18 protein-coding genes are annotated in these 23,749 nt (G+C 36.9%); 11 read left to right on the forward strand and 7 right to left on the reverse strand.

Going from position 1 to position 23,749, the window contains the following annotated elements; translation table 11 throughout:
* Window positions 1–152 precede the first annotated feature (152 nt).
* Both KI430_RS05010 and KI430_RS05015 read right to left on the reverse strand, forming a co-directional pair.
* Complete coding sequence (locus KI430_RS05010; RefSeq protein WP_248877170.1) at window positions 153–3,845, reverse strand: DUF5977 domain-containing protein; 3,693 nt, start codon at window positions 3,843–3,845, stop codon at window positions 153–155.
* On the reverse strand, window positions 3,842–5,545 hold the full coding sequence (locus KI430_RS05015) for a T9SS type A sorting domain-containing protein (protein WP_248877171.1): 1,704 nt from the start codon (window positions 5,543–5,545) through the stop codon (window positions 3,842–3,844). Before KI430_RS05015 ends, KI430_RS05010 begins: the two co-directional genes overlap by 4 nt.
* Window positions 5,546–6,510: 965 nt before the next feature.
* Here KI430_RS05015 and KI430_RS05020 point away from each other — a divergent pair.
* From KI430_RS05020 to KI430_RS05050, 8 genes are all read left to right on the forward strand, one after another.
* A complete protein-coding gene (locus KI430_RS05020; RefSeq protein ID WP_248877172.1) occupies window positions 6,511–7,482 on the forward strand; it encodes an aldo/keto reductase in 972 nt (323 codons plus the stop codon).
* On the forward strand, window positions 7,483–8,292 hold the full coding sequence (locus KI430_RS05025; protein ID WP_248877173.1) for a helix-turn-helix domain-containing protein: 810 nt from the start codon (window positions 7,483–7,485) through the stop codon (window positions 8,290–8,292).
* A gap of 405 nt (window positions 8,293–8,697) precedes the next feature.
* Window positions 8,698–9,834, forward strand: a complete 1,137-nt coding sequence (locus KI430_RS05030; protein WP_248877174.1) for a serine hydrolase domain-containing protein — start codon at window positions 8,698–8,700, stop codon at window positions 9,832–9,834.
* Window positions 9,835–9,841: 7 nt separating this feature from the next.
* Window positions 9,842–11,326 carry a beta-lactamase family protein gene (locus KI430_RS05035; protein WP_248877175.1) on the forward strand — a complete coding sequence of 495 codons (1,485 nt, stop codon included), beginning with the start codon at window positions 9,842–9,844 and terminating at the stop codon, window positions 11,324–11,326.
* Window positions 11,327–11,738: 412 nt separating this feature from the next.
* Window positions 11,739–14,081 carry a TonB-dependent receptor domain-containing protein gene (locus KI430_RS05040; protein ID WP_248877176.1) on the forward strand — a complete coding sequence of 781 codons (2,343 nt, stop codon included), beginning with the start codon at window positions 11,739–11,741 and terminating at the stop codon, window positions 14,079–14,081.
* Window positions 14,082–14,187: 106 nt separating this feature from the next.
* On the forward strand, window positions 14,188–14,319 hold the full coding sequence (locus tag KI430_RS18045; protein WP_262486415.1) for a hypothetical protein: 132 nt from the start codon (window positions 14,188–14,190) through the stop codon (window positions 14,317–14,319).
* Between the two features lie 479 nt (window positions 14,320–14,798).
* Window positions 14,799–15,386, forward strand: coding sequence for a Crp/Fnr family transcriptional regulator (locus tag KI430_RS05045; protein WP_248877177.1), 588 nt, complete (start codon window positions 14,799–14,801; stop codon window positions 15,384–15,386).
* Between the two features lie 67 nt (window positions 15,387–15,453).
* A complete protein-coding gene (locus tag KI430_RS05050) occupies window positions 15,454–16,119 on the forward strand; it encodes a hypothetical protein (protein WP_248877178.1) in 666 nt (221 codons plus the stop codon).
* Between the two features lie 289 nt (window positions 16,120–16,408).
* Here the strand turns inward: KI430_RS05050 and KI430_RS05055 are convergent, their stop codons facing one another.
* The 3 genes from KI430_RS05055 to KI430_RS05065 all read right to left on the reverse strand — a co-directional run bounded on the left by KI430_RS05055 (window position 16,409) and on the right by KI430_RS05065 (window position 18,645).
* The gene (locus tag KI430_RS05055; protein ID WP_248877179.1) at window positions 16,409–16,795 is read right to left on the reverse strand and encodes a VOC family protein; all 387 of its coding nucleotides are present in this window, start codon (window positions 16,793–16,795) and stop codon (window positions 16,409–16,411) included.
* A 37-nt stretch (window positions 16,796–16,832) separates the two neighbouring features.
* Window positions 16,833–17,597, reverse strand: coding sequence for a helix-turn-helix domain-containing protein (locus tag KI430_RS05060; RefSeq protein ID WP_248877180.1), 765 nt, complete (start codon window positions 17,595–17,597; stop codon window positions 16,833–16,835).
* A 73-nt stretch (window positions 17,598–17,670) separates the two neighbouring features.
* Window positions 17,671–18,645, reverse strand: coding sequence for a helix-turn-helix transcriptional regulator (locus KI430_RS05065; protein ID WP_248877181.1), 975 nt, complete (start codon window positions 18,643–18,645; stop codon window positions 17,671–17,673).
* Between the two features lie 88 nt (window positions 18,646–18,733).
* Between KI430_RS05065 and KI430_RS05070 the strand changes: the two genes are divergently transcribed.
* Together KI430_RS05070 and KI430_RS05075 are read left to right on the forward strand one after the other, a co-directional pair.
* Window positions 18,734–19,906, forward strand: a complete 1,173-nt coding sequence (locus KI430_RS05070) for an FAD-dependent monooxygenase (RefSeq protein WP_248877182.1) — start codon at window positions 18,734–18,736, stop codon at window positions 19,904–19,906.
* A 571-nt stretch (window positions 19,907–20,477) separates the two neighbouring features.
* Entirely contained in the window at window positions 20,478–20,660 is a 183-nt protein-coding gene (locus KI430_RS05075) for a hypothetical protein (RefSeq protein WP_248877183.1), read from the forward strand.
* 236 nt (window positions 20,661–20,896) lie between these two features.
* Here KI430_RS05075 and KI430_RS05080 read toward each other — a convergent pair whose 3' ends face one another.
* Window positions 20,897–21,631 carry an SDR family NAD(P)-dependent oxidoreductase gene (locus KI430_RS05080; RefSeq protein WP_248877184.1) on the reverse strand — a complete coding sequence of 245 codons (735 nt, stop codon included), beginning with the start codon at window positions 21,629–21,631 and terminating at the stop codon, window positions 20,897–20,899.
* A 78-nt stretch (window positions 21,632–21,709) separates the two neighbouring features.
* Window positions 21,710–22,279, reverse strand: coding sequence for a Crp/Fnr family transcriptional regulator (locus KI430_RS05085; protein WP_248877185.1), 570 nt, complete (start codon window positions 22,277–22,279; stop codon window positions 21,710–21,712).
* Between the two features lie 348 nt (window positions 22,280–22,627).
* Between KI430_RS05085 and KI430_RS05090 the strand changes: the two genes are divergently transcribed.
* On the forward strand, window positions 22,628–23,731 hold the full coding sequence (locus tag KI430_RS05090) for a linear amide C-N hydrolase (protein ID WP_248877186.1): 1,104 nt from the start codon (window positions 22,628–22,630) through the stop codon (window positions 23,729–23,731).
* Window positions 23,732–23,749: the final 18 nt, after the last annotated feature.

Below are 23,749 nucleotides of genomic sequence, written 5' to 3' on the forward strand. Positions count from 1 at the left end.
TAGCAAAGTCTTACAATATAAAACTTGTTGATATAAGATGATTGACTTATTTTTATGTTAGCTTTTTTTATATAAACTATCAGTACGAATGAAATATTTGCTTATCTAGTGATGATAATGCTTGAAGATAGATTAAATCTCATTTTGTCGCCTTAGTTAAATCCTATTTCTAAATTCCATGTTACTGACTTGTTATTACCTGGAGCTGGAGTATTATCAATATATATACTTCCATCATGATATACAGTCCACATAACCATACTACCATCCGCCTGTTGAGTTCCACCACTCACCAGTTCACCGATAGGTTTACAGCTTCCTCCAATAGTTGCAATTTTCACCCCTGGATCCCCAAATTCCCAAGGCAAATCGTTTGAGTCTGGCGTTGTGATAAATGACAAGGTCAGCATATACCTTCCTTCTGAATTGATACTGTAAACACTGCTAGTGCCTGACAATGCGACAGCAGAATTAAAAGTGACAGGACAAGAAAGAGGTTGACATGTACCAATTGTGTTTGCTAAGATTTGTCCATTATAATAGAGATCATCGACTGCTTTAGAGTCCGCATGATCTTGACTTATGTCCGACGAATATTTAAATGCTGGCACTGTAAAGATTACAGGGTCGCTAACACTGTTCGCTCCACAATTTGCATTTCTGAAAGACCCCTTTTTTTCAGTATTGTAATACCATTTTTTATCAGAGTAACCATAAGAAAACTCTTTTAAAATTGAGCCATCAATATTGTAGATTTTATCAAGTCTATTGCTTACATATTTGTAACTTTCTCTATTACCGTTAGGCAGGGTGATACTTCTGATGCCTAACAATGGATCGTAAGTATAAGTTGTTATTTGATAGTTGGAGAAAGCGGTGGTCTTCCGAAAATTATCCAAAGAGCTCAAAAATTCTCCTTCATCAAGACCGGAGGCTTTATCTCCGTCGAGATCTGATTTTTGACATATATCCAAAAGATGATAATTTTGCAGGTCACTGGTTTGCCCAAGGCTATTGATCACTGACAGATACTTTGCCCCTCTAATCTTGGCTATTGGTAAGCTGCGATTATACCCATAGATAATAGTGGTCGGATCACTTTTTATTGTGTATTGTAGCAAATTGCCTTTATTATCATATTGGTCATAACTTATCCTTTCTTCGAAGACCTCCTCGTTTGTATCAATCTTGTTGGGATTGATCACAAAACTTTCTTTATATGGTAGTAAATTGGAATGACCAAGCCAGTTATTTGAGTAGTCTATTTTTGATTTTGAAGTAAAAATATCATTCTTCTTTGTTGTGATAATCAAGGGTATTGAGGTGAAATTTTTATTTGTCAATTCAGACAGACCGGTAATATCTTTCGAATATTTATATAAAGTCTCCAGCTTGTCACTTCCATAAACCTGGACTTTTTTTCTTGACAAGTTCAAATGGTTCGGTGAATCATATAAATACTCAGTAAAGGTGCGTTTTTCATTGCCACTAAAAAAATCGCTTTCTGTTTTACTTTTAAGCACTGATGAATTCATGAATTTTTTATATGCTTGAACCCAGTAACCACTTATATGCTGAACAGTGACATAATTGTTGTTGTCAATTTGGCTAGCAGGATTAAAACCAGTGTTGTTTGTATATTCATACTCGGTCACTTTTATAGGATTGTAAGGATCTTGTTGTGAATATGAAGCCTCATATATTAATCTACCCCTCATAGGACTGAAATCTATTGGATAGAGATTACTGTAATTTTTAAATAAATTTAATGGCTGGAAATTGGTCCAAGAAAAGTTGAATTGCTTTATTTTGGGTTCTCCCATTGCAAAAATATCCGGAAAATTCTCGTATGATGAAAATTGATAAGCTTTGTAACCCTTTCCTTCTTCCACCTCATATACATTCGAATAGCCTACGTTGTAACTATCTAAGCTCGTCCGCTGGATATTGGAACTTGTTATCTTTATCAGATTTGACGTACCATAATCATTTGCTGAAACTACATTATAGAAGTAGCGGGGCCAATGCATCAAGGTACCAGAACTTATCCCACCACTAGAAGAATCGTTAACATCAGTCCCATATCTGTATTCCTTATTTGATTTTGACGTACCATCGTCACTTATACTAATGATCCTTTTAACTCTTGCACCGCCACTGATGCCTTGATTATCTTTAAGTATGGGTAAAAAATTACTCATAGAAGTTCTTTCGATCCGCTTTTCGTACATATGCGGTTCATAATCAAAGAAGCTGATTCCACCTGTAGGATATACTATTTTCTTCAAAAGTGCAACATTGCAATTCTGAGGATTTGGATCTCTAAATGTATCTTCCAATGTGTAGTCGCCAGTTATCGAGTTATATGTAGAAGTGGTTGGTAAAGGAGTTAGGCTTGTATTTGTATCCTTTCCGTTCCAATAACCCCAATGATCAATTCCTTTAGTATAATATGGTGGAAGTTTATCGGTCTTATAATATTCAAACATATATTTTTCGTTAGTCATCTCATCACGTAAAGTTGTCAGAAATGGTCGCTTGTGTTCTCCTCCTAAATGTGCATAGACAAGTTGTTTTTTTTTAACAAGTTGATTCTTGTGATAAAGTTCAATATTGTCAACTACCCACTCGTTAAAAAGTCTATTTGAATAGAATGGACTAAGATTGAAATGTCGGATTGGATAGCCTGTATCTTGGTAGTTGATCTTTATCTCCTCATCATAAAACCTGATCGATTTAAGAACTGATTTTTTTACCATACTGAAAGATGTTCTCTCTCTAAAATTGCCTCCAGTATTACCGTAACAATTTAACCCTACACATTGTTGCCATGAGGTTGATAGGCCGCTTTCTGTTGTGTAACTCTCCATGGAAAGGATTAATCCATTCTGCCAAAGACTGAACCAGTCGCTAAAGTGACAAAATGATGATCTGGAAGTAAAAGTATCTAGTACATAATCAAAATCAATCTCCTTACCATCAGAAAAAATAATTTTAGAAAGACTGAAGGAACTTATCATGGGATGACCTTCAAAAAAAGCATTTGGGTAATCTGGTGTAATACTGTAAGAATAAGAAAGTTCATACCTTGAAAAGTCTCCACCGAAGATATAACGTGTACCTTGTCCGTTAGTTATTATGATAGTTGACTGTGGCGGTTCGCAGAACTTAGAACCTCCGTACATTGCCATTTGTGAAATGTCGACGACAATGTTTGGATCATCCGATTGCACAAGGACGTTACCATCATTTCCAATTACAAACTTTCCCGACAAACCCATTGCTTGAAAACTAAATTCATCAGGTTCACCTTCATAGATATTAGGAAGAGATCCAAGAACCCAATCAAAACCATCAATATGACCAGGTCCTGAATTTAAATTGTATGCTGCGACATTCGTTGTTGGAGGATTCATTCTTACACCTTTTAGAAATCCATGTTTATCAATTTCCTCTCCATAAGGATTCAACATATATGCATCCTTTCCATTAGTACCTTCATATTCGTCAGGAGTACCATTAAGGCTTCTCACTATCCTACCGCCGCCAATAAGAGACCATCCTAAGCCTGCAGCATCTGATTTTTTATGAGGAATGAATCCAGAGGAATCGTATGACAGAGAGATCGGTATTGATAGATTTCCTACATCAATCGAGGTCAGAGGTATATCCAAATCAAGTGCTCCACTATATAGTTTTGGACCTATATTTCCATATTTTTGAAATGAATGGGCCTCTGGAGATTTAACATCCGGTATATAAGATGTAGATAATTGTTGTGCATTAATTAATAGAATATTAAAAATTATGAGTTGTAGTACGATGACTCTCCAATATGTTTTCATTCTTTCAAAATTTTAGTAGTTAGCTTTTTGTTTTGTTGCGTAGAGATGTTTGCTTTGATGATGTAAACACCCTGAGGCAATTTGCTGGTGTTAACCTTCGTGATTTTATTCCCCGTTTGTAGCTGCTGGATAACCTTCCCCGTCATATCATACAAATAGATATCAGCCTGATCGAAGTCTAACCCTATCTCTACATAACAGTAATCTTTAACAGGATTTGGATAGATCTGGATATCTTTGTTCTCCATTAGATTCTCTACATCCCCATCCAAGAGCTTCACAACTTTCCAGTTCTCCTTGCCCATTTCCTCTGCACTCGTCCCTGCCAAAATATAAGAGCCGTCTCTGTTCAAGAGTGCTGTGGTCAGTCTTTCCTCTTTCTTTTTGTCCTTGCCTTCAACATACTTCCTCCAAACCTCTTTACCATTCTTATCGATGTACAACATCCAGAATGTTTCGTCGTTGCTTTGCACTTTACCTTCAGCCTGTGTAAATCCACCAATCAAAAAACCTTTCGTTGCTTCCTGATTATTACTTGTGGTTTCTTTGATGGTATTTATGGACATCAATACATCTCTGTTTTTGAAGTTATAAGATTGCTGCCAGTGTTCATTTCCATCTTCATCCAATGTAAGTACCCATAGGTCTGTCCCTTCCTCGAGCTTCGCTCTCTTGTTACCGGATGTCTGTGATCTGCTTTCTCCGCCGATAATGTAACCTGCATCAGTTATTGCCATTGTCCGGATATGGTCATCTTCACTTCCACCGAAGTTCTTCTCCCACTGAACGACTCCATTCTTATCCAGCTTTACTATCCAATAATCCCCTTCTCCATAATTCCTATCTATCTTGCCATAAAAATTAACATCATAGGAGTCTGAATTTTGTTTATCTGAATTCGATTCAGCATTATTGGACTGATTGTTTGAGGAAGATCCAGAATTACTGTTTTGTATTAATGATGTACTCACATCTTTAGAATTGATTTTAGATTTTGATGGACCTTCATAAATACCGCTTCTGGAATAGATGCCCATCAACACACCACCGTCTTTTGTGGGAATCACTTTCTCCACTTCATCCAGACCATTGCCGCCCAGAATAAGCTGGCTGATAATCTTTCCTGTTTTATCCAGCTTTGTTACAAAAACATCTTTAGATCCATATCCTAATTTGGGGTGATTGGTTGACCCTGCAACAACATAACCTTCGTCTGTTGTCTGGGTTACACTTCTGGCTTCCTCGCTATATCTGGTTCCGATGGTCTTCTGCCACTCTTCTTCACCATTCTCATCAATCTTAATCAGCCAGATATCAGAAGAACCGTTGGATTTATCTTTTTTATCCAATGCCAATGAAGAATAAGAAGTTCCTGCTAGTAAAAATCCACCTTCCCTTGTGGAAACGGTGGAGCTGAGATAGTCGTGCTGGTTACCCGAGAAATATTTTTCCCAGACTTTTTGACCTTGCTGATCTAATTTGAGAATATGATAATCGTAGCCTTTATTCTGATTGTTGCCTGCTGGATCTTGATTCTTTTGGATGGAGGAACCGGAAACTAAATATTGTCCGTCTATAGTGACTGCCAGACCACATAGAAAATCCTGATTACCTGATTCAACATTCTTTTGCCAGCTTACTTTTTGGGCATGTAGTAGTCCCACTGCAAGGATTCCCACACTTATGCAGAGTTTTTTCATTGGTTAATTTTTCGTTGTTAAATTAGTAACATTTTAACAAACTTTAAAATATTTATAAATGTTTTTTATTATGTTAAATGAAGGTAAACTATCAATAATAAGATATTCTATGCGGATACCCATTCAGGCAGGCACAATGAAAACGGCAATCAATTCCTTGAAAACAATCAGAAAGCGTATTGATGTAAGCCTGAAATCTTTTTGCGGAGGGTTGGAATCGCCGATTCGGGATACCCAAAAAGATTTTTTTCCGCAGGGACAACTGAATACATTTGCTATAGAAAATCGCATACCCTCACGGGCATCAAGAGTAATTGAAATGAAATCCTGCTCTAACAGTTATTAACGTAAAATGAATATTGATGAGTCCATTCACAACACATAGCGGCAATAAGATTTCTACGATTTAGGTTTAAGTATTTTAAGGAAAATGAATTTTTACAGCTAAGAAATAATCATTTGGATCTGGACAGATGAAACCACTTCTTTTCTGTCAATCTGATCTTTGAATATGTTTAATTGGATAATAATAATAATAATAATAATAATAATAATAATAATAATAATAATAATAATAATATACTTTAAGATAACAGAAATATTGAATTTGTCATTTAGAATTTTGTTTTTTGATTTGGTACAATGAAATATATAGTTGCCAAAAACAAGGCAATTATATACTTGAGTGTACCATATAAAAAATAAGTGCTTATGCTGAATTTAGTTCATTATGTATCTAATGGTAAAATTCATAATTTAGATAATGTTGCTATCGGTAAAATTAAATTTATAATCAACATAAGTAATTGGATAAGGAAATAATTCACATGAAAATGATAATTTAGATTGAATCCTAAACGAAAGACATTAAATATTGAACCGTAGGAGCAAGCAAATTGAACCGTACACTAAAGTTGAATACTCAATAAATAATGAACTTTGTCTTATTAAATTAAATCAATCAAATGTCAGAAATTACAAAAATTCAGTTGGGTCAGAATGGACCTTTGGTTTCAAAGCTTGGTCTGGGATGTATGAGAATGTCATCCATTTGGGGCGGACCGACACCAGATGAAAAAGAAAGTATTGCAACCATTCATCAGGCTTTGGACAGTGGAATTAATTTCCTGAATACAGGAGATTTTTACGGTGCAGGTCATAACGAGATGCTCATAGGGAAAGCAATCGAAGGGAGGCGTGATGAAGCATTCATTAGTGTCAAGTTCGGCGCTATCTTCCACAATGGACAGTGGATAGGAATGGATCTCCGCCCAGTAGCGATTAAAAACTTTGTCAACTACTCTCTTACCCGTTTGGGAATTGAAACAATTGATCTTTATCAGCCGAGCAGAATGGACGGCAGTGTTCCGGTCGAAGATATTATCGGTACCGTTGCAGGTCTGGTTGAGGAAGGCAAAGTGCGCCATATCGGCGTTTCTGAAATTACAGCAGATCAGCTTCGTACTGCCAACAGCATCTACCCGATCAGTGCTTTGGAAATCGGTTATTCTCTGGCAGACCGCCAGATAGAAAATGATCTGCTGCCTGCAGCAAAAGAGTTAGGAATTGCTGTTGTAGCTTTTGCCAACACTGCTGAAGGTCTACTGACGGGAGATTTGAAAGCTCCACTCTCAAAAGATGATTACCGAAATCATTTTTCCCGCTTTCAAGGTGAAAACCTAATCAAAAATCTTGAAAAAGTTGAAGTTCTGAAACAGATGGCTCAAAACAAAGATTGCACACCAACACAGCTTGCGATTGCCTGGGTTAATAGCCAAGGCGACCAAATTATACCACTGGTAAGTATGAGCCGAAGATCAAGGTTACCCGAAAATATCGCTGCAATGGATATTGTATTCACATCTGAGGAAATAAACGTTTTAAACAGTACATTTGCAATAGGTGCCATCAAAGGCAGCACGTATTTACAAAGATAAATGGAAAGTCCAGCAGAAATTCTTCCCGGCGTTATATTTTACTCTTATCTTTCTTCAGAACGGAAGGAAAAAGCCTGTATATGGAATCACCATACTTTGGTATTGCAGGTATCCGGTCAAATGGTTTTGGAGACCTCGGAGCAGAATTTAACCATCTCTGCCGGAGAAGTATTGCTGATTCATAAAAATCAGCTGGGAACGCTTATCAAAACACCTGAACCGGGCGGACAGTACGAAACAGTGGTGATATCTTTGCAAGAGGATCTGATACGCAAGATCATTTTAGAGGAAAAAATGGAAGCATATGGTAAGTACTTTGGTCTTCCTAATTTAATCATTCCCAGTGATGATTTTCTCAAAGGCTATTTCCAATCTATTGTTCCCTACGCCAGAAACTCAGGTGCAGAAATGACAGACGAAATGGGACTCTTAAAAGTGAAGGAAGGCATCAAATTAATGTTGATGGCTGTTCCTGAGCTCCGCAATTTCCTGTTCGATTTTTCAGAACCGTATAAAATCGATCTTGAAAAATTTATGTTGAGTAACTACCACTTTAATGTTCCGGTGGAAGAGTTTTCTAAATTAACGGGTCGAAGTCTTTCCGGATTTAAGAGGGATTTCCAGAAAACATTTGGAATGCCACCAAGGAAATGGCTGCAGGAAAAAAGACTGAATGAAGCAAAGCATTTAATTGAAAGTAAAAACAAAAAACCTTCTTCTATCTATCTCGACCTTGGATTTGAAAGCCTCTCTCATTTCTCTCAGGCTTTTAAAAAGAGATTTGGTAAAGCGCCTACTTTAGACATATAAAACAGATCATTAGTACTATTAATACAAGCCCTGATTTTTTTTTAATTATTCAGGGCTTTTACTTTCTGCAACTTCAACATTTTTTAAATTGCAGAAGTGATATGGATTGAATTATGGGTATCAGATTTTTGGAAGTCAGAGTGGTGAATTTGGATTCAAGACAGCAGACGAACAAACTATAAAGGAAATAAAAAAGAAATACGGAATTGAATAGATTTCCAGCTATTATAGAAGAAATTTATAATCTTTAAGTCTGATTTTATATTGAAAAAAAGTCAACTATTAACATCATTTTTTTAACCCATTTGTCATAAAAAAAGAATATCAGTAATCGATGTAATATAAGTTAGTATAAAACTGTCATAGTAAAGACAGCAAGTCATATCAAATCTTAAAATTTACAAAATGAAAAAGATATTTTTATTTTTAACGCTTTTGACAAACGTATCATTGTGTTTTGCTCAAAACGATTATATACGGGCACCTACAGATAACCAATTGAAAAGCGCATTAGATTCTTTAGTAGAACGATCAGTTTCTGCCTTTATGAAAAACAGTTCCAGAGTAGGCATTTCAGTAGGTATTATTCAAAATGGAAAGTCGTTTCTGTACAATTACGGTTCAACCGGAAAAGACAACCAGGAACTGCCGACAGGAAATACAGTATACGAACTTGCCTCCATTACAAAAACATTTGGTGCAACTTTATTGGCGAAGGCTGTCCTTGATAAAAAAGTGAACCTCAAGGATGATATCCGTAAGTATTTAAAGGAAGATTATCCTAATTTGGAATATGATGGAAAACCAATAACGCTACTCAATCTTGCAAATCTCACATCCGGATTACCAAACTGGATGCCTGATAAAGACCTTTTTGGAAATGCAGACCCTGAAGCGATCCCTTTTATCCTGGATTCAGTTCACACAAAATACAGCCGAGAGGATCTTTACCGTGATCTGCATAATGTCAAACTAAAAGCTATCCCGGGAAGCGTATCCCGACACTGTAATACAGCGGCACAGCTGTTGGGTTTCATAATGGAAAATGTCTATAAAGACTCATTTGATAATCTTTTAAAGATATATTTCACCAAGCCTCTTAAAATGAAAAACACCTACTTGCTGGCACCGGGAAAACTGCCAAGAAAACTCGCGAAGGGCTATGACGGTAAGGGTCGTTTGATGCCCATTATCGATTGGGAAGACCTACAGGTTGCAGCCAGCATTGCTTCTACGAGTTCAGATATGCTGAAATATATGGCCTTTCAGCTGGATGAAACGAACGCCGCTGTAAAACTAAGCCATCAACCCACCTTTGGAAAGGTTGAAGACGGTGCCGTTGCCCTTAACTGGAAAATAAAAACTACAGTAGATGGCAGAAGAAGTATTTCCCATACCGGAGGAAGTTTGGGATTTAGCAGCTACATGGTATTTTATCCTGAATCAAATGCAGGTATTGTTCTGCTTTCTAATGAGGCGGACCAATATACTCAGAATGAACTCATCCTTTTAGCAGATAAAATTTTAACACCAACAAACTGAAGACCCAATGAGAACTATTACTAAAAACATGATGATCATCCTGATGACAGTAATAACATCATTTCCACAAGTGATGTCTGCCCAAACTACTTCGGACAGTATTGATCTATTTATCAAAGAGAAGATGAGACAAATGAAGATTCCGGGACTTCAGCTCGCTGTTGTTAAAAATGGAAGACTAGAAAAATCAAGCAGCTATGGTTTTGCGAATGTAGAACACCAGGTTCCGACCTTTTCAAAAACGACATTTTCGATCAACTCTATGACAAAAGCCTTTGTTGGTGTTGCGATTATGCAATTACAGGAACAAGGAAAATTAAAAACAGATGATTCTATTTCTCTATACATTTCTGATATTCCTAATGATTGGAAATCCATTACGATTAAACAATTGTTAAGTAATACGTCCGGACTCCCTAATAATATTGATGAAAAAGAACAAGTTTTAGGAAACGGTATTGAAGATAAAAACTGGGAAGTGGTAAAGACACTGCCTATGGAATCCAAACCTGGAGAGAGATTTAGTTACAACCAAACCGGATATTATATGCTAGGAAAAATCATTAACAAATTGAGTGGTAAACATTTCACACAATTCATTGAAGAAAACCAATTCAAGCCTTGTCATATGACTTCTACACAGTTTGGAGACTCCAACGATATCGTACCCAATAATGCTGGTGCTTATTCTACGATTACCAACATCGATGGGAAGTGGATTAATGATGGAAAACTACACAATGCTTTTGCAACCTTTCCCGTATTCTTCAGAACTGCGACAGGAATTATTTCCACTTCAGAAGATTTAAGCAAATGGCTTATCGCCTTAAATGACGGAAAACTCTTACAGAATAAAAATAGCGTTAAAGAGCTTTTCACTTCAGTAAAATTAAATGATGGACATATCGCTGGTTTTAATAAACTCACCAATGGATATGCGCTAGGCTGGCCAACAGTTATGAGGGAAGAACATCCTGCCGCAGCTCCTGTTGGCGGGATGCGCTCAGCATTATTTGTATATCTCCATGATGATCTTTCAATCGTTGTTTTAACTAATCTTCAAGGCTCCAATCCTGAATGGTTTATTGACGAAATTGCAGGTTTTTACTTTCCCGATATGAAAGTTAAAAATGGTTTCGGTCTTAGTAAAAATCTAAAATTACTCCGCCAAAAACTCATTGAAAACAAATTTCAAAACGCTTATAAACTTTACACGAAAATTAAAAAAATCAACAAAGATTTTAAGCTTTCTGAAGACGAAATCAATTCCTGGGGCTATCAACTTTTAGAACAAGAAAAGAAAAATGAAGCATTGCAGGTTTTCCAACTAAATACGTTGTTGTTCCCTGATAGTGCAAATGTTTATGATAGCTATGCTGAGACATTGGAATCACTGGGCAATCGTAAAGAAGCGATTATTAATTATAAAAAATCTCTCAAACTCAATCCTAAAAACAACAATGCCAGTAATTACTTAAAGGATAAAAATTAATTATATAGTTAAAGATACCCTTGCATGATCTAATTTTTTGTTACAGCACAAAATCAATTTAATCCCAGACTAATGTGTGGGATTAATTGAGTAAGCATTTGATTTTTGAGCAAGTTGATCGATATACATTTCCAGATATGCAGCATATGTACGTCAGTAGAATGAATTGAAGGGAGAATATGACAAGTCGAAGACCCGATTGACATCAGGCAAAAAAATTTTACTATCTGAAAGCTTACTGTTTTTATCATTTTGCAATCAACATCCCCTATCATGTGTGATCTGATAAAAAAAAGTACTCAACAACTGCACTTTCCAAAATTGATTCAACAAACCATTACAAAAAAATAGGGCGTTGCATGTAACAGAGAGTTGCTTACGATTGTCATAATAATGAACTATTTATACAATCATGAAGAAGACATTGCTTTCAGTTATTTTAATAACTCCTTTTCTCGTTTTATCACAAAGTATCACAGGAAAGATCACTCAATCAGGGAATGAGGTTTCATATGCAGAGATCATTGCCTCTAAAAAACAAATAAAACAAACTATTATCTCCGACGAAAAAGGGAATTTCACTCTGAAACTTCCTGAAGATGGAGTTTATCAAATAGTTTGTATTCTTGACGGTATCGAAGTTTTAAAAGATGATATCACAGTCAACGGCACTACAAAACACGATTTTGCCGTTGAAAAAAAGCCTGCAAAAGAGATCGAAGGCGTAGTCGTAATAGCGAAAAAGAAATTGATCGAAAGAAAAGCGGACCGGCTGGTCTTTAACATCGCAAATTCTGTTGCTTCCCAGGGAATGGATGGTATAGAAGCGCTCAACAACACACCGCAAATCAGAGTTGATGAAAATGCGGGGATCTCCATGGTCGGGAAAAGCGGTATCGCAGTGATGATCAATGACAGGATGCTGAATCTTACAGGAACTGAGCTCATCAATTACCTTAAAGGTCTGCGTTCGGAAAACATTGAAAAAATAGAGGTCATTACCGCACCGCCGTCCAAATATGAAGCTCAGGGTAATAGTGGATTGATTAATATCGTTCTAAAGAAAAACCAGAACTTGGGCTGGAGCGGCAACCTGACAACAAGTCTTTTTCAGACCACCTATGCCGGATTTTCCAATTCCGCAACGGTCAATTATCAAGGTGAAAAACTAAGGTCATCACTGAAGCTCAGGCAGTATGACAGCCAGAAACATTCTTATGAGAACTACAAGATCGCAGGTAATGACGGAATGGCAAGCTCGGATGACAGAAGAGATTTCTGGAACGGCGGCGGACTTAATTACAGCATAGACTATGAGCTCAATAAAAAATCAAGTCTGGGACTGGTCTACGATTACGGAATGGGAAACTCCGGAATGGATATAACGAACACTTCAGATTATTTTCAAAAAGGGAACTATACCAACACGCTCTCTACTTACGCAGAGCACCGCACTAAAAATAAAAACAACACCATAAGCGCCTACTATGATCTGAAATTCGGAAAGCGGGATAACAAATTGAGTATTACCGGAAATTATTTTTCCAATACGCCCTCAAGCAATATCGATTTTACAACGGTAGACAATTCCGGCAATGCCTTCATCGTAAAAACACCGTCTGAACTCGATTACAAAATATATTCCGGTCAGGCAGATCTCACGCTTCCGTTTGAATTAGCAAAGACAGAGACCGGTATTAAATTCACCACCTTTGATAACAACTCCGACATCAGATACCAAAATCTGATCAACGGAAATTTTATTACAGATCCGCTGAGAACCAATCTGTTTAATTATAAAGAAAAGAACTATGCTGCATATATGAACATGGAAAAGCAACTGACAGAAAAATGGACTATCAAAGCTGGTTTAAGATATGAATATTCGACTGTCAACGGTGTATCAGCCTCCACCGGGCAGGAGACAGAAAGTTCTTATGGTAAACTGTTTCCAACCTTCTATCTATCATACAAAGCTGATGATGACAATACTTTCAATATTAATTACTCCAAAAGGATCAACCGGCCGGGCTTCCGTGCCATCAATCCATTTCGCTGGTATACGAATATTAACTCCTACTATTCCGGAAACCCGGCTTTAAATCCTTCTATCAATCATAATTTTGAACTTTCTTACCTGTATAAAGGGAAATTTTCTGCATCTGCGTATTTTCAGAGAGAATTAGATGCTTTCAGCCAGCTTGTAGTTTTAGATGGAGAAAATAAGACCAGCAACTTCTATAATTTCTTTAATAAAAACAGTACCGGGATTTCCGTAAGTTTTTCAGACACTTTATTCAGTTTCTGGGAATTAAATTACTCAGGTGATTTCTCTCATATGGAAACGCAGGTTTTTGCGACCGATGCAGCTTCCAGAAAAGGAAACAGCACGACTTTCAACCTCCAGAATAGTTTTGCTTTAAAAAAAGACAAAACAATCCAATTTTTTATGAATTACTGGTTTCGACTGCCTTCAAATATGGGTAATGTTTATTCATATTTTGTCGGAAATTTCACATCCGGCGTCAAATTAAATATGATGAACAAAGATCTTCAGATGAATGTATATGTTTCTGATATTTTCCGCCAGGCTAAAAGTCACGGGGAGATCTACTATGAGAACTCAATCCACTCATTCAACAATTACTATGACGGACGAAACCTGACCGTTTCGTTGACTTACAATTTTGGAAATAGAAAAGTAAAAGCACAGGATCGGAATGTTAAATTTGAGGAGAAGAACAGAGCGAATTGAGAATGATCAATTGACTTAGATCCTTTTAAAAATCTTATAAGTTAAATTTAACAGATTGGCACTAATTATGAATCATTCACACCATTAATCTATAAATTTAATTGAAATGGGAATTAAGCCAGGTCCAAAAAAGACAGCGGAGTCAACAGGTAAATTAGACCAACGCCAGAGAGATAATAAGGAGACTCCAAAAAACAAAACCGCTTTGAAACCTCATCACCACAAAAAAGGTGATTAGATAAAGCATATTAAAATTTTAATTTCATAATAAATCCCGACCAAGGTCGGGATTTGTATTCAGCACATTTATTCTTTACTCATTTACAGGCTATCATCCATAACGAAGATTATACAATATATTTACCTTCTTCCTCTTTAAGCCAGAATCGCACCCTGCTTGCTCGCACTTTGATCATTCAGATACCGGGAGTATCGATACCTTCCGAAAAACATTTATCAAGGTCTTAAACCCATTTTTCTTTAAGCATACTTTTATCTTTTAAAATATCACCGGTGCAGGTACATTCGATAAATGACATATCATCAATCTGCTAGATAAGATTGACATGCTGATTTCTCTTAATCTGGTCGATTTTATGACTATCCTCATAGGTGAAGAACCAAGAGTCTCCGTCGTACGTAACTTAACCCTCTTTTAAAAGTATTTTAAACAGTATAATTAAATTAGTTATTTTTAAATATAAAACATCTGTCAAAATGATAAGCCCAATCGATTCAAAACCATCAGATTTTTTTCAATTTGTAGAACATCATTGCCGCTTGGATGAAAAATCCGGCAGTGCATTACATCCTATAATAAGGGAACAAGCATATAAAAAAGGGGATATTCTTCTAGAGGAAGGGAAGATCTGCAATAAAATATACTTTTTAAATGTCGGGCTTGTAAAAACCCTATTGACTACTGACAGCCGGGAATTTACGATGCGCTTCTTTTCGGAAGGCAATGTGTTTTCGGTGTTGGATAGTTTTATTCAACAAAAACCTTCCATTTACGATATTGTAGCACTCGAAGACTCTACGGTAAGCTATATTCTCTATGATGATCTTCAAACATTATGTAAGGAGTATCATCAGATCGAAACATTTTACCGCAAGCTCCTTTCTATGGCAGTTATTGAAATGATGAGCAGAGTGAGCCATTCGCTCGAGGAAACGGGAATTGTTGCATATAATAGATTTTTAAAAGATCAGGGGCATCTCCTACAGAGAATCAGTCTGGCCGACCTTGCCTCCTATCTGGGAATTACCCAAGTGTCCTTGAGCAGGATTCGAAGGGTGAAATAGAGATTTTATCATTTGATAAATGTGGGCACTAAGCGGATTTGTAATTTGCCCAAAAATTCATACCGCTATGATTCATCCATTGTTCTTTAATCAAAAACTCAGCGTTGCTTTAGTAATCCTCATTATCATTATTACCCCAATAGCAGGATATTTTTCTATCGGACTTCCACCCGTCATTATCGTTGGCGGCTCAGCACTTATCGCATTTTTTTGCTGGAATAGGACCTATCTACGAAATCCTGTCAGTCCATCATTGATGTTACCACTCTTTGTTCTTACAGTCGCCGCACTGCAGATCCATATTATTGAAGAGTACCAGATGGGCTTCGCTCCTGCAATGAGCCGTCTATTTGGAATTCCATGGAGTGAAAAAAGTTTCCTCATGGTATTTGCACTGGTAGGACCAACCATTTATACACTGACCTCATTGGGTTTGTATTACAGAATTCCTATTGCCGGATTTGTAGCCTGGTTTATTTTCATCGGTCCTGGTGTCGCTGAATTTACGCACTTTATTTTTCCATTAATTATTCCTGACCTTGTACCACATAATCCCCAACCTATCACGGATTCCATCAAAGGATCTGTGATCGAAAATATGCCTAACTTTTACTACAAGACGACGGGGAAATACTACTTTCCTGGTATGTGGACAGCCATTCTACCGATGATCCCCGGATGTTTTGCTATTATCAGACTAGTATTCCAGAAGAAGACTCACAAATCCTATTGAGGAATCGTTATACCTAAAAAAATTTTTATGATTTTCTATTAGAGTTGGTATAATTCAATGTATAATAGTAATGATATACTTTTCGGCACCGATAGCAACTTCACCTTAAATTATGAATTGTACTGTTGATCACAAAATGAACTAACTTCATCATAGGCACTAAATGTTTTATATGATCGTCTTTGGCTTGAAGCAATTCTTGGTACACCGAATTATATTATTTCCTTGATAATTTACGTCAAAAGAATGACTTCTGGATTGTTGAGGTCAAATTATTGTCAGCATAAAATCATCCAACACTTTCCTTAAACGGATTCACACTAATCTCTATCATAAGATTTTCAAAATAGAAATAGAACCCAAACGTATTTCTGATCGATTTCGGTTCTTCTTCAAATCGTAAGTTTTCTTCCTCCTGAAGCTTTAAGTACATATTCCAAACAGCTTCCTGATCTTGCTGATAAAATCCGATATGAAAATTCTCGGGATACTCAGGTATATCTTCCTTTTTATTCAATACTTGTCCCCAGATCACAAGGGCGAATTGATCATTGTTTTCCAGAACCGCCATTTTGCTGTTTCGGTTGGTGATCATGCTGAAGCCGAAATAATTTGTAAATAAATGCAAAGCCTTGTCTACATCCTTTACCACCAGATTGATATGATTCAAACTCATTTTGTATAATTTTATCTGTTATATTGATCAAACAAAATTAATTTTCCGGCATCAGGCTCAATTGGATAAATCGGTCGTTTTCGTTTTTGTTTAAGATCGTAGGTTTTACCCCAGCGAATTTCTTTACTTCCCTTATAAAATGGGATTGATCACCATAATTAAGTTCCGGGTAGAAATCGCCCTTTTTCAGTTGTTTCAATGAATTTGAAAAACGGATGATATTTATGTATGATTTCAATGAAACTCCCAACCACGCATTAAAATAGCGGTTAATCTGCCTGCTGCTCCAAGAAACTTTTTTTGATAATTCCTCAACAGTTGTTTCTCCTTTTGATAAATAAATCAGCTCAAACAAATTCTTCTTACGGTCATCGATTTTCTTTTCAAGTTTTGCCTTAACAATCTCGCAGGCTTTCTTATAAAATTGCTCAAAGTGTTCCAGATCGTTTTTAGAAAATCCCCAATAATCGCAAGGGAGAGTTTGTTTAGTATCTTTTAAATCCGCAATAGATTTTTTAAAAATATATTCAGCGGCTATCGGATGAAAGCTTATGGCAAACATCGTCGATCGGGGGAATGGTGGTTTGATGACAGGCCCGGTGCAAATCCCCGATATAAAGATCTCAAAATTCTCATCTTCTCCTGAAAAAAGGAATAGATCTATTTTCCCGTCAGGAACGATGATCCCTTCTCTTTTTTCATCATCATGATTTTTTACCATCCAGACACTTTCTACTATATCTGAAAGGGAATTGTCGGGTTTAATCGATAAATACTCTAATTGATTTATTTGTGATTTCATCTGCAATATCTCAATGTTACAAGATTATAATTTATGGTTTTCCATATTCTATTGACGATTATATTATATAAACTTACTTGCCTTTCAACCGATGCTGCGAACTCCATTTCTTGGGTTTCAGGCCAAAATGTTGCTCAAACAACCTTCCGAAATAACTCAGATTGGTAAAGCCTAGCTGATATCCTGTTTCAGAGACCGAAAGATTCTTCTCCTGCATCAGTTTAGCCGCCTCCTGCATCCTCAGGTATTGGCCATACTCATAGATGCCCTTTCCAAAGATCTGTGTAAAAAGCTTTCTGAGTTTGAGCATGTTCATTCCACTGACCCTCACCAGCTCATCCTGCGTCAACGGTCGTTCTGGTGAAGATGAAATGGCATCCCTTACACGGTAAAGACCTGCTATCTCATCAGCCCGCAGGTTCTGATGCACGACTTGCTGCCGCATGGAAAGGTTTTTAAACAGCAGGTAAAGCAGCTCCAATGCTTTCAATTTGTAGTAAGCTTCAGAGAGTATACCCATCTCAGGAGTTCCTGCAATTTCATTCACCAGGTCGGCCATGTCAGGTGACAAAAATTCTTCTATCAATAAAGTTTTTTCATCATTGAAAAGATAAGCGAATGTCTCCTGATCTTTTCCGATAAAACTTTTGAGAAAATCGAGTTCGATCAGTATCGTGATTTGACTGATCTTAGATCCTTTCGGAAACACCACTTCACTTTCCAGATGGAGAGGACTTATCCGGACATGAGGCCTTACTTGACGTGATTTTTCATTATAGTGATTCTCGTTATGATCTGAAGAATAGCCGGAAATATTCTGGAAAGATATAAGCAGACCACTTTTAACAGCATCGATAGGTTTTCTTCTGTATATGAATGTTTCTTCCGCAATAACAGATCGGGTCATTAATAACATTTCCGGAAGCATATCAACAATGTGAACCTCATTAAGCCGCAAAAGGTTCAGGTTGTCACTGAAGTCCGATGCAGGCACTCCCAATCTCTCTGCCAGATCAAGCATCTGCTTCCTGTTTTTAGATAAATTCATTTTTATGGACTATTATTATTACGAAAAGGACTATTTTATACTTAAATGTAAAACTAATTTTGCAATAAGCATTTAAAAAATTATAGAAATGAAAAAGAACATTTTAATATCCGGTGGTGGAATTGCTGGACTAACGGCCGCAAAATTGCTAACAGCGCAGGGCCATCAAGTTACGGTGATCGACAGGGCTTTATCTTTTACTAGGGCAGGTTTTCTAATTTCCCTGAAGAGTTTCGGTGTCCGGATCATGGAAGAACTCGGCTTGATGGAAGAATTGCAGGCGGCATCTTCCCCATCCGAGTTTGTAAGTTTCCTGGAAAAAGATGAGCAGGTCATCCAACGCATCAGCTATGAAAAAATGAATGAGAATATTGAACGCTCGGTATTGATCTCGCGTGGCGGACTTCACCACGTATTATATGAAAATCTAAAAGGCCAAGTAAACATTCTTTTAGACACAACAATCTCCGAGATCACTTCGACGGATAATAAAACCGAGGTGACACTTTCTGACGGATCTCGGATGGCAGCAGATCTTGTAATTATATCTGAAGGCTTACGTTCTTCAACACGGGAACGCTATTTTACCAATTCACACATGGAAGACTTCAATACATTGTATATGGGTGGAAGGCTGCAGGCTGAACATTCGTATCCTGTAGGTGCTTTTAAGGTCTATATTGATGTGAATAAAATGCTTTCCATCTACCCGATTGCAAACAACGAAATTGCTATCCAGTGCTACATCCATCATACGGGTGATATTGCAAAGATAAAGCAAAGGTCGGCGGAATTATTAGAAAGCTCTTTCAATGATTATAGCACCGAGGTAAAGGATCTGCTCACCCGTTTTGCAGAGGAAGGCCTAATGTTTGTTGATAAGATGGGAATGGTAGAGACTCCGGATCTGGTCAATGGGAACCTTGTTCTGCTGGGTGACGCAGGATACTGCCCCACCGCCCTCTCCGGTATGGGAGCCTCGCTTTCTATTTACGGAGCAAAGGCATTATCACATTTTATCAGCAAAACGCCCGATGACCTGACATCCGCCTGCAGCAATTATAATATATTGATGCAACCCATCATCCGTAAATTTCAGGGCAATGCCAGAAACAATGCCTCTTCATTCATCCCTGCTGATGCGCAGAAGCTTGACCGGTTTGTAGACTCTTTCAGGTCTGCATCCGACATCGAACTGAAAAGAATAATGACCGATCCAATCGTACTCAATGAAGAGCAGTTGAACTTTAAGATCAGTTAAAAGATGAGCCTCATAAAACTACTGTCGCCTATCATAGGATTTGGTACCATTGGGCTTTTAAGCTCCATATTTGCCAAATTGCAGGGTGCCCTATTTCCAGCCTCTTTGCAACTGTTTGATCATCTGACTTTGACCTCATATGATGTTGTGCAACTTATCATCAAATTAGCCTGCGTGTACATAAGCTGTATCGCAGGAGGTATTATGACATCTATTTGCGGAGGTGAAAGGAGACAACTAATTATTGTGGGAATAAGTATTATGTCGGTGATTATCTGGCTATGGATAATTGCCATTCACCCATTATGGTTCTGGACATTATTACTCGTGGGAATCATCCCTTTTGTTCTGATCGGAAGTAAGGTTAGACAAGCATTTTAGTGAATGCTACCTTACGTGTATTCTGTACAGATGTAGGGGATTTTGATGTAAATAATGGATGCAGTAAGATAGGAAGCTTATTCACGTTTATGGTAAATAATATACTTTAATATACCACATTATTTTTTTATATAATTTGAATTACAAAGATTGATTAAGCAATATTATTAGCTAACTGCCGTCGTAGTTTATGAAACTAGCGTGTGGTACATACAATATGAGTGCTCCAGCAATGATAGAAACCGATATGGTCAAAAACAATTCAAACATAAAACCTGATCTTATTCCTGTCGGAAGATTTGGGCAGACCGACGAAGTAGCGTTAGCGGTTTTATTGCTGGTAACTAACGGATATATTAGCGGACAGACCTGAACGTGAATGGAGGGTTGTATATGTTGTAATAAGCAGACTATTTGAATAATCGGGCGTATGGTTGTTGCTGTACACCCGATTATATTATCTAAATTTGAATAATCCAACAGCCAATTAAAGACCTACTATTTAGATTTGCATTATGCTTTCCTAAGATATCGTAGTCTTATAAAATTGCCAAATTGAAAAATTTAGCTCGAGGGAGAGATTATGTTTTTGCCCTAAGAACTAAATCATTACCACGGACATTGTTGTGATTCAGGATCATGATCTTGACTAACAAACTTTCCTGACGGTACATTTTTGTCCACTACCGTACTCACAATTGTCTTTGCAGCGTCTTCAGGTGTTCCGCTTCCTTGATTATTTGTCAGGTCGGTTTTTATAAATCCCGGATCAACGAGATGAATTCGAAACTTCGGAAGTTGATTTGCCAGCGAAATCGTGTACATGTTGAGTGCAGCTTTTGATACTGCATACACCATAAATAGATTGGCGTTTTCGAAATATTTCCATTTAACATCACTATGAAGCGTTAATGAGCCGATACTTGAACTGATGTTAATAATTTGTGGCTCTTCAGATTTTTTTAATAGCTCCGTAAACGCCTGAATGACTCTTAAAGTTCCGTATAAATTAGTGTTTAAGACGTTTTCGAATTCAGAAACTGTTGCTGTCAAAGCATCTTGCGGCATATTTCCTGTAATACCTACATTATTTATTAATACATCTAATTCATCTGTTTTTTTGGCAAGTTCAATCCGGGCATTTGTTACAGATTCGTCACTGGTAATATCAATCTGCACAATTTCGGCGTTGGTCAATCCTTCTGATCTCAATTGTTCCAAGGCTTGTGAACCCCTTTCCAAACTGCGGCATCCGAGATACACAAAGAATCCTTTTTGTAAAAGTTGTTGGGCTGTAGCGAAACCAATTCCTTTATTGGCTCCGGTAATGAATACTTTTTTCATTTTTTATCGATTTAAAATTTGATATTGCAAATTTGAATCAACAAAAAATAGAATCTTTTCACATTTGTGAAAAAGTGATCAGCGGATGTTTTTTCTTACTCTACTTAAGGATGGCTGTTTCATTCCCAGGTATGATGCAACATAGGAAAGCGGAATGCGATTGACCATATTGGGATATTGCTCGAGGAAAGACAAATATCGTTCAGTAGTGTCTTCGCAGATCAACCGGCTCCTTCTTTCCAGTTTTTTTGACTTATGATTTATAATGATCTTCTGAATGGTATCATTTAATCCATCAACAGACTGTAATAGCAAGTTCCAATCTTTTTTTAAGAATGCTACAAAAGAACATGGAGTTATAGCCTGCAAATTTGCGATCGGTATTACACTTTGATCCTGATTATCCCAATCTGAGAGCCAATGATTTTCTTCAACCAAGTAATGGGTAACTTCATCTCCTTTATCATTGTTGTAATAAACGCGAAGAATTCCGCTTTTAACGAAACCAACATATTTTGATGCTTTTCCCATCTCCCAAAAGTGATCATTCTTATTCAGCTTCAGTGTAATTGATTTACTTCCAATTAATTCAATTTGCTGTCGGTTCAAATTTCCAAATTGTGATAAAAAGTCTGTAAATTCCTTCATTCTACAAAACTATCAAATTCAAATAAACAAATACAACATCTAAGTTATCGATAATATTTATATCCATTATGCCGTCAGAATTCTGACAATTCTACGATTCGCTATTAAAATAAACTCTAGCCTTAGTGCCCACTTAGATTTTTTTAAATGGTTAAAACTAACCATTGCCTTTATGTGTCGATTATGGTAAATTTGATTGTAGATAGTGAGATATCGTGCCAGTCACAAAAAAACATTGCTAGTACCAATTTTGTTTTCTGGCGAAATTCAAACAGGATAAGTAAATTACACAATCTAATGTAGATGAATTCCTGATTGTATTAATAATAAATCAATAAACCATCATTTATGAACTCTTTCTTTTTTCGCCTTACTGTAATTTTCTCTATTGCTTATTCGGTCGAAAGTGAAGCCTGCTCCGCTTTTTTACTGACTGGAAAAGATCACAATGTCGTTGGGTTCAATGAAAACTGGAAAACAATGCCAGGAATGATCGTGATCAACAAACGCGATGTCCCGAAAAGAAACATCAGCTGGCAAAATCTGACCACTGATCAAACACAGGCCAATAAACAATGGACCTCAAAATTCGGTTCCGTTACCTTTAATCTTTTAGGCTATGATTTCCCATGCTATGGCGTCAACGAAAAAGGTCTTTTTTTGGTTGAATTATATCTGGAAGAAACGACTAAACTTTACAATCCCAAGCAGGCTGATATGTTCTGGGCACAATGGATTCAGTATCAGCTGGATAATTACAAAACGGTAAAAGAAGTCGTAGATCATCTTAATGATGGTCCAAACATTGACTGGTGGCCCAATGCGGCGGGAAGTCACTTTTTCCTGACCGACGCAAAAGGAAATTCTGCAACGATTGCTTTATTGAACGGGAAATACACCGTACTTACCAGCAAGGAAATGCCTATGCCTCTGCTGTGCAATAATCAGTACCACAAGGACCTGAATGCGGCTAAAAAGTTTGATTTTCTTGGCGGAAATGAAAAGTTTGATTTTGATCAAAACAAAAAATGGGAAGATCGTTATAACCGTGCCTATTATATGCTGAAGAATTATAAATATGATAAGAAACCTGTAGATTATGCCTGGAATATTTTAAATTCCATACATCCCGGTGAATGGCAGACAGTTATTGATACGAAGACAATGCATCTGTATTTCAGATCCGACCTTAAAAAAGAGGTAAAAACCATCGACATCAGCAACTTGGATTTTTCTAAAAATACGGTTGTAAAATATCTGGATATTCATACGGATGAAAAAGGAACCGTTAATCGTTACTTTCAAAACCTGACTGTTTCGAAAAACAATCAGTATGTTGAGCAAGGATTCCCCATCGGGTATGACAATAAGGAATTTGGAACCTCCAGTATTTTCGAGAAATTAAAAAAGAATATTATGAAATTCTTTGAAAACATTTTACCTGCATCTTAAAAAGTAATAATTTTTCAA

The organism is Epilithonimonas zeae (assembly GCF_023278365.1).
GTDB lineage: Bacteria > Bacteroidota > Bacteroidia > Flavobacteriales > Weeksellaceae > Epilithonimonas > Epilithonimonas zeae_A.

Bases quoted from the DNA above. Each gene is read 5' to 3' on its own strand.
- KI430_RS05010 (WP_248877170.1), bottom strand. From the start codon at position 3,845: ATGAAAACATATTGGAGAGTCATCGTACTACAACTCATAATTTTTAAT.
- KI430_RS05015 (WP_248877171.1), bottom strand. From the start codon at position 5,545: ATGAAAAAACTCTGCATAAGTGTGGGAATCCTTGCAGTGGGACTACTA.
- KI430_RS05020 (WP_248877172.1), top strand. From the start codon at position 6,511: ATGTCAGAAATTACAAAAATTCAGTTGGGTCAGAATGGACCTTTGGTT.
- KI430_RS05025 (WP_248877173.1), top strand. From the start codon at position 7,483: ATGGAAAGTCCAGCAGAAATTCTTCCCGGCGTTATATTTTACTCTTAT.
- KI430_RS05030 (WP_248877174.1), top strand. From the start codon at position 8,698: ATGAAAAAGATATTTTTATTTTTAACGCTTTTGACAAACGTATCATTG.
- KI430_RS05035 (WP_248877175.1), top strand. From the start codon at position 9,842: ATGAGAACTATTACTAAAAACATGATGATCATCCTGATGACAGTAATA.
- KI430_RS05040 (WP_248877176.1), top strand. From the start codon at position 11,739: ATGAAGAAGACATTGCTTTCAGTTATTTTAATAACTCCTTTTCTCGTT.
- KI430_RS18045 (WP_262486415.1), top strand. From the start codon at position 14,188: ATGGGAATTAAGCCAGGTCCAAAAAAGACAGCGGAGTCAACAGGTAAA.
- KI430_RS05045 (WP_248877177.1), top strand. From the start codon at position 14,799: ATGATAAGCCCAATCGATTCAAAACCATCAGATTTTTTTCAATTTGTA.
- KI430_RS05050 (WP_248877178.1), top strand. From the start codon at position 15,454: ATGATTCATCCATTGTTCTTTAATCAAAAACTCAGCGTTGCTTTAGTA.
- KI430_RS05055 (WP_248877179.1), bottom strand. From the start codon at position 16,795: ATGAGTTTGAATCATATCAATCTGGTGGTAAAGGATGTAGACAAGGCT.
- KI430_RS05060 (WP_248877180.1), bottom strand. From the start codon at position 17,597: ATGAAATCACAAATAAATCAATTAGAGTATTTATCGATTAAACCCGAC.
- KI430_RS05065 (WP_248877181.1), bottom strand. From the start codon at position 18,645: ATGAATTTATCTAAAAACAGGAAGCAGATGCTTGATCTGGCAGAGAGA.
- KI430_RS05070 (WP_248877182.1), top strand. From the start codon at position 18,734: ATGAAAAAGAACATTTTAATATCCGGTGGTGGAATTGCTGGACTAACG.
- KI430_RS05075 (WP_248877183.1), top strand. From the start codon at position 20,478: ATGAAACTAGCGTGTGGTACATACAATATGAGTGCTCCAGCAATGATA.
- KI430_RS05080 (WP_248877184.1), bottom strand. From the start codon at position 21,631: ATGAAAAAAGTATTCATTACCGGAGCCAATAAAGGAATTGGTTTCGCT.
- KI430_RS05085 (WP_248877185.1), bottom strand. From the start codon at position 22,279: ATGAAGGAATTTACAGACTTTTTATCACAATTTGGAAATTTGAACCGA.
- KI430_RS05090 (WP_248877186.1), top strand. From the start codon at position 22,628: ATGAACTCTTTCTTTTTTCGCCTTACTGTAATTTTCTCTATTGCTTAT.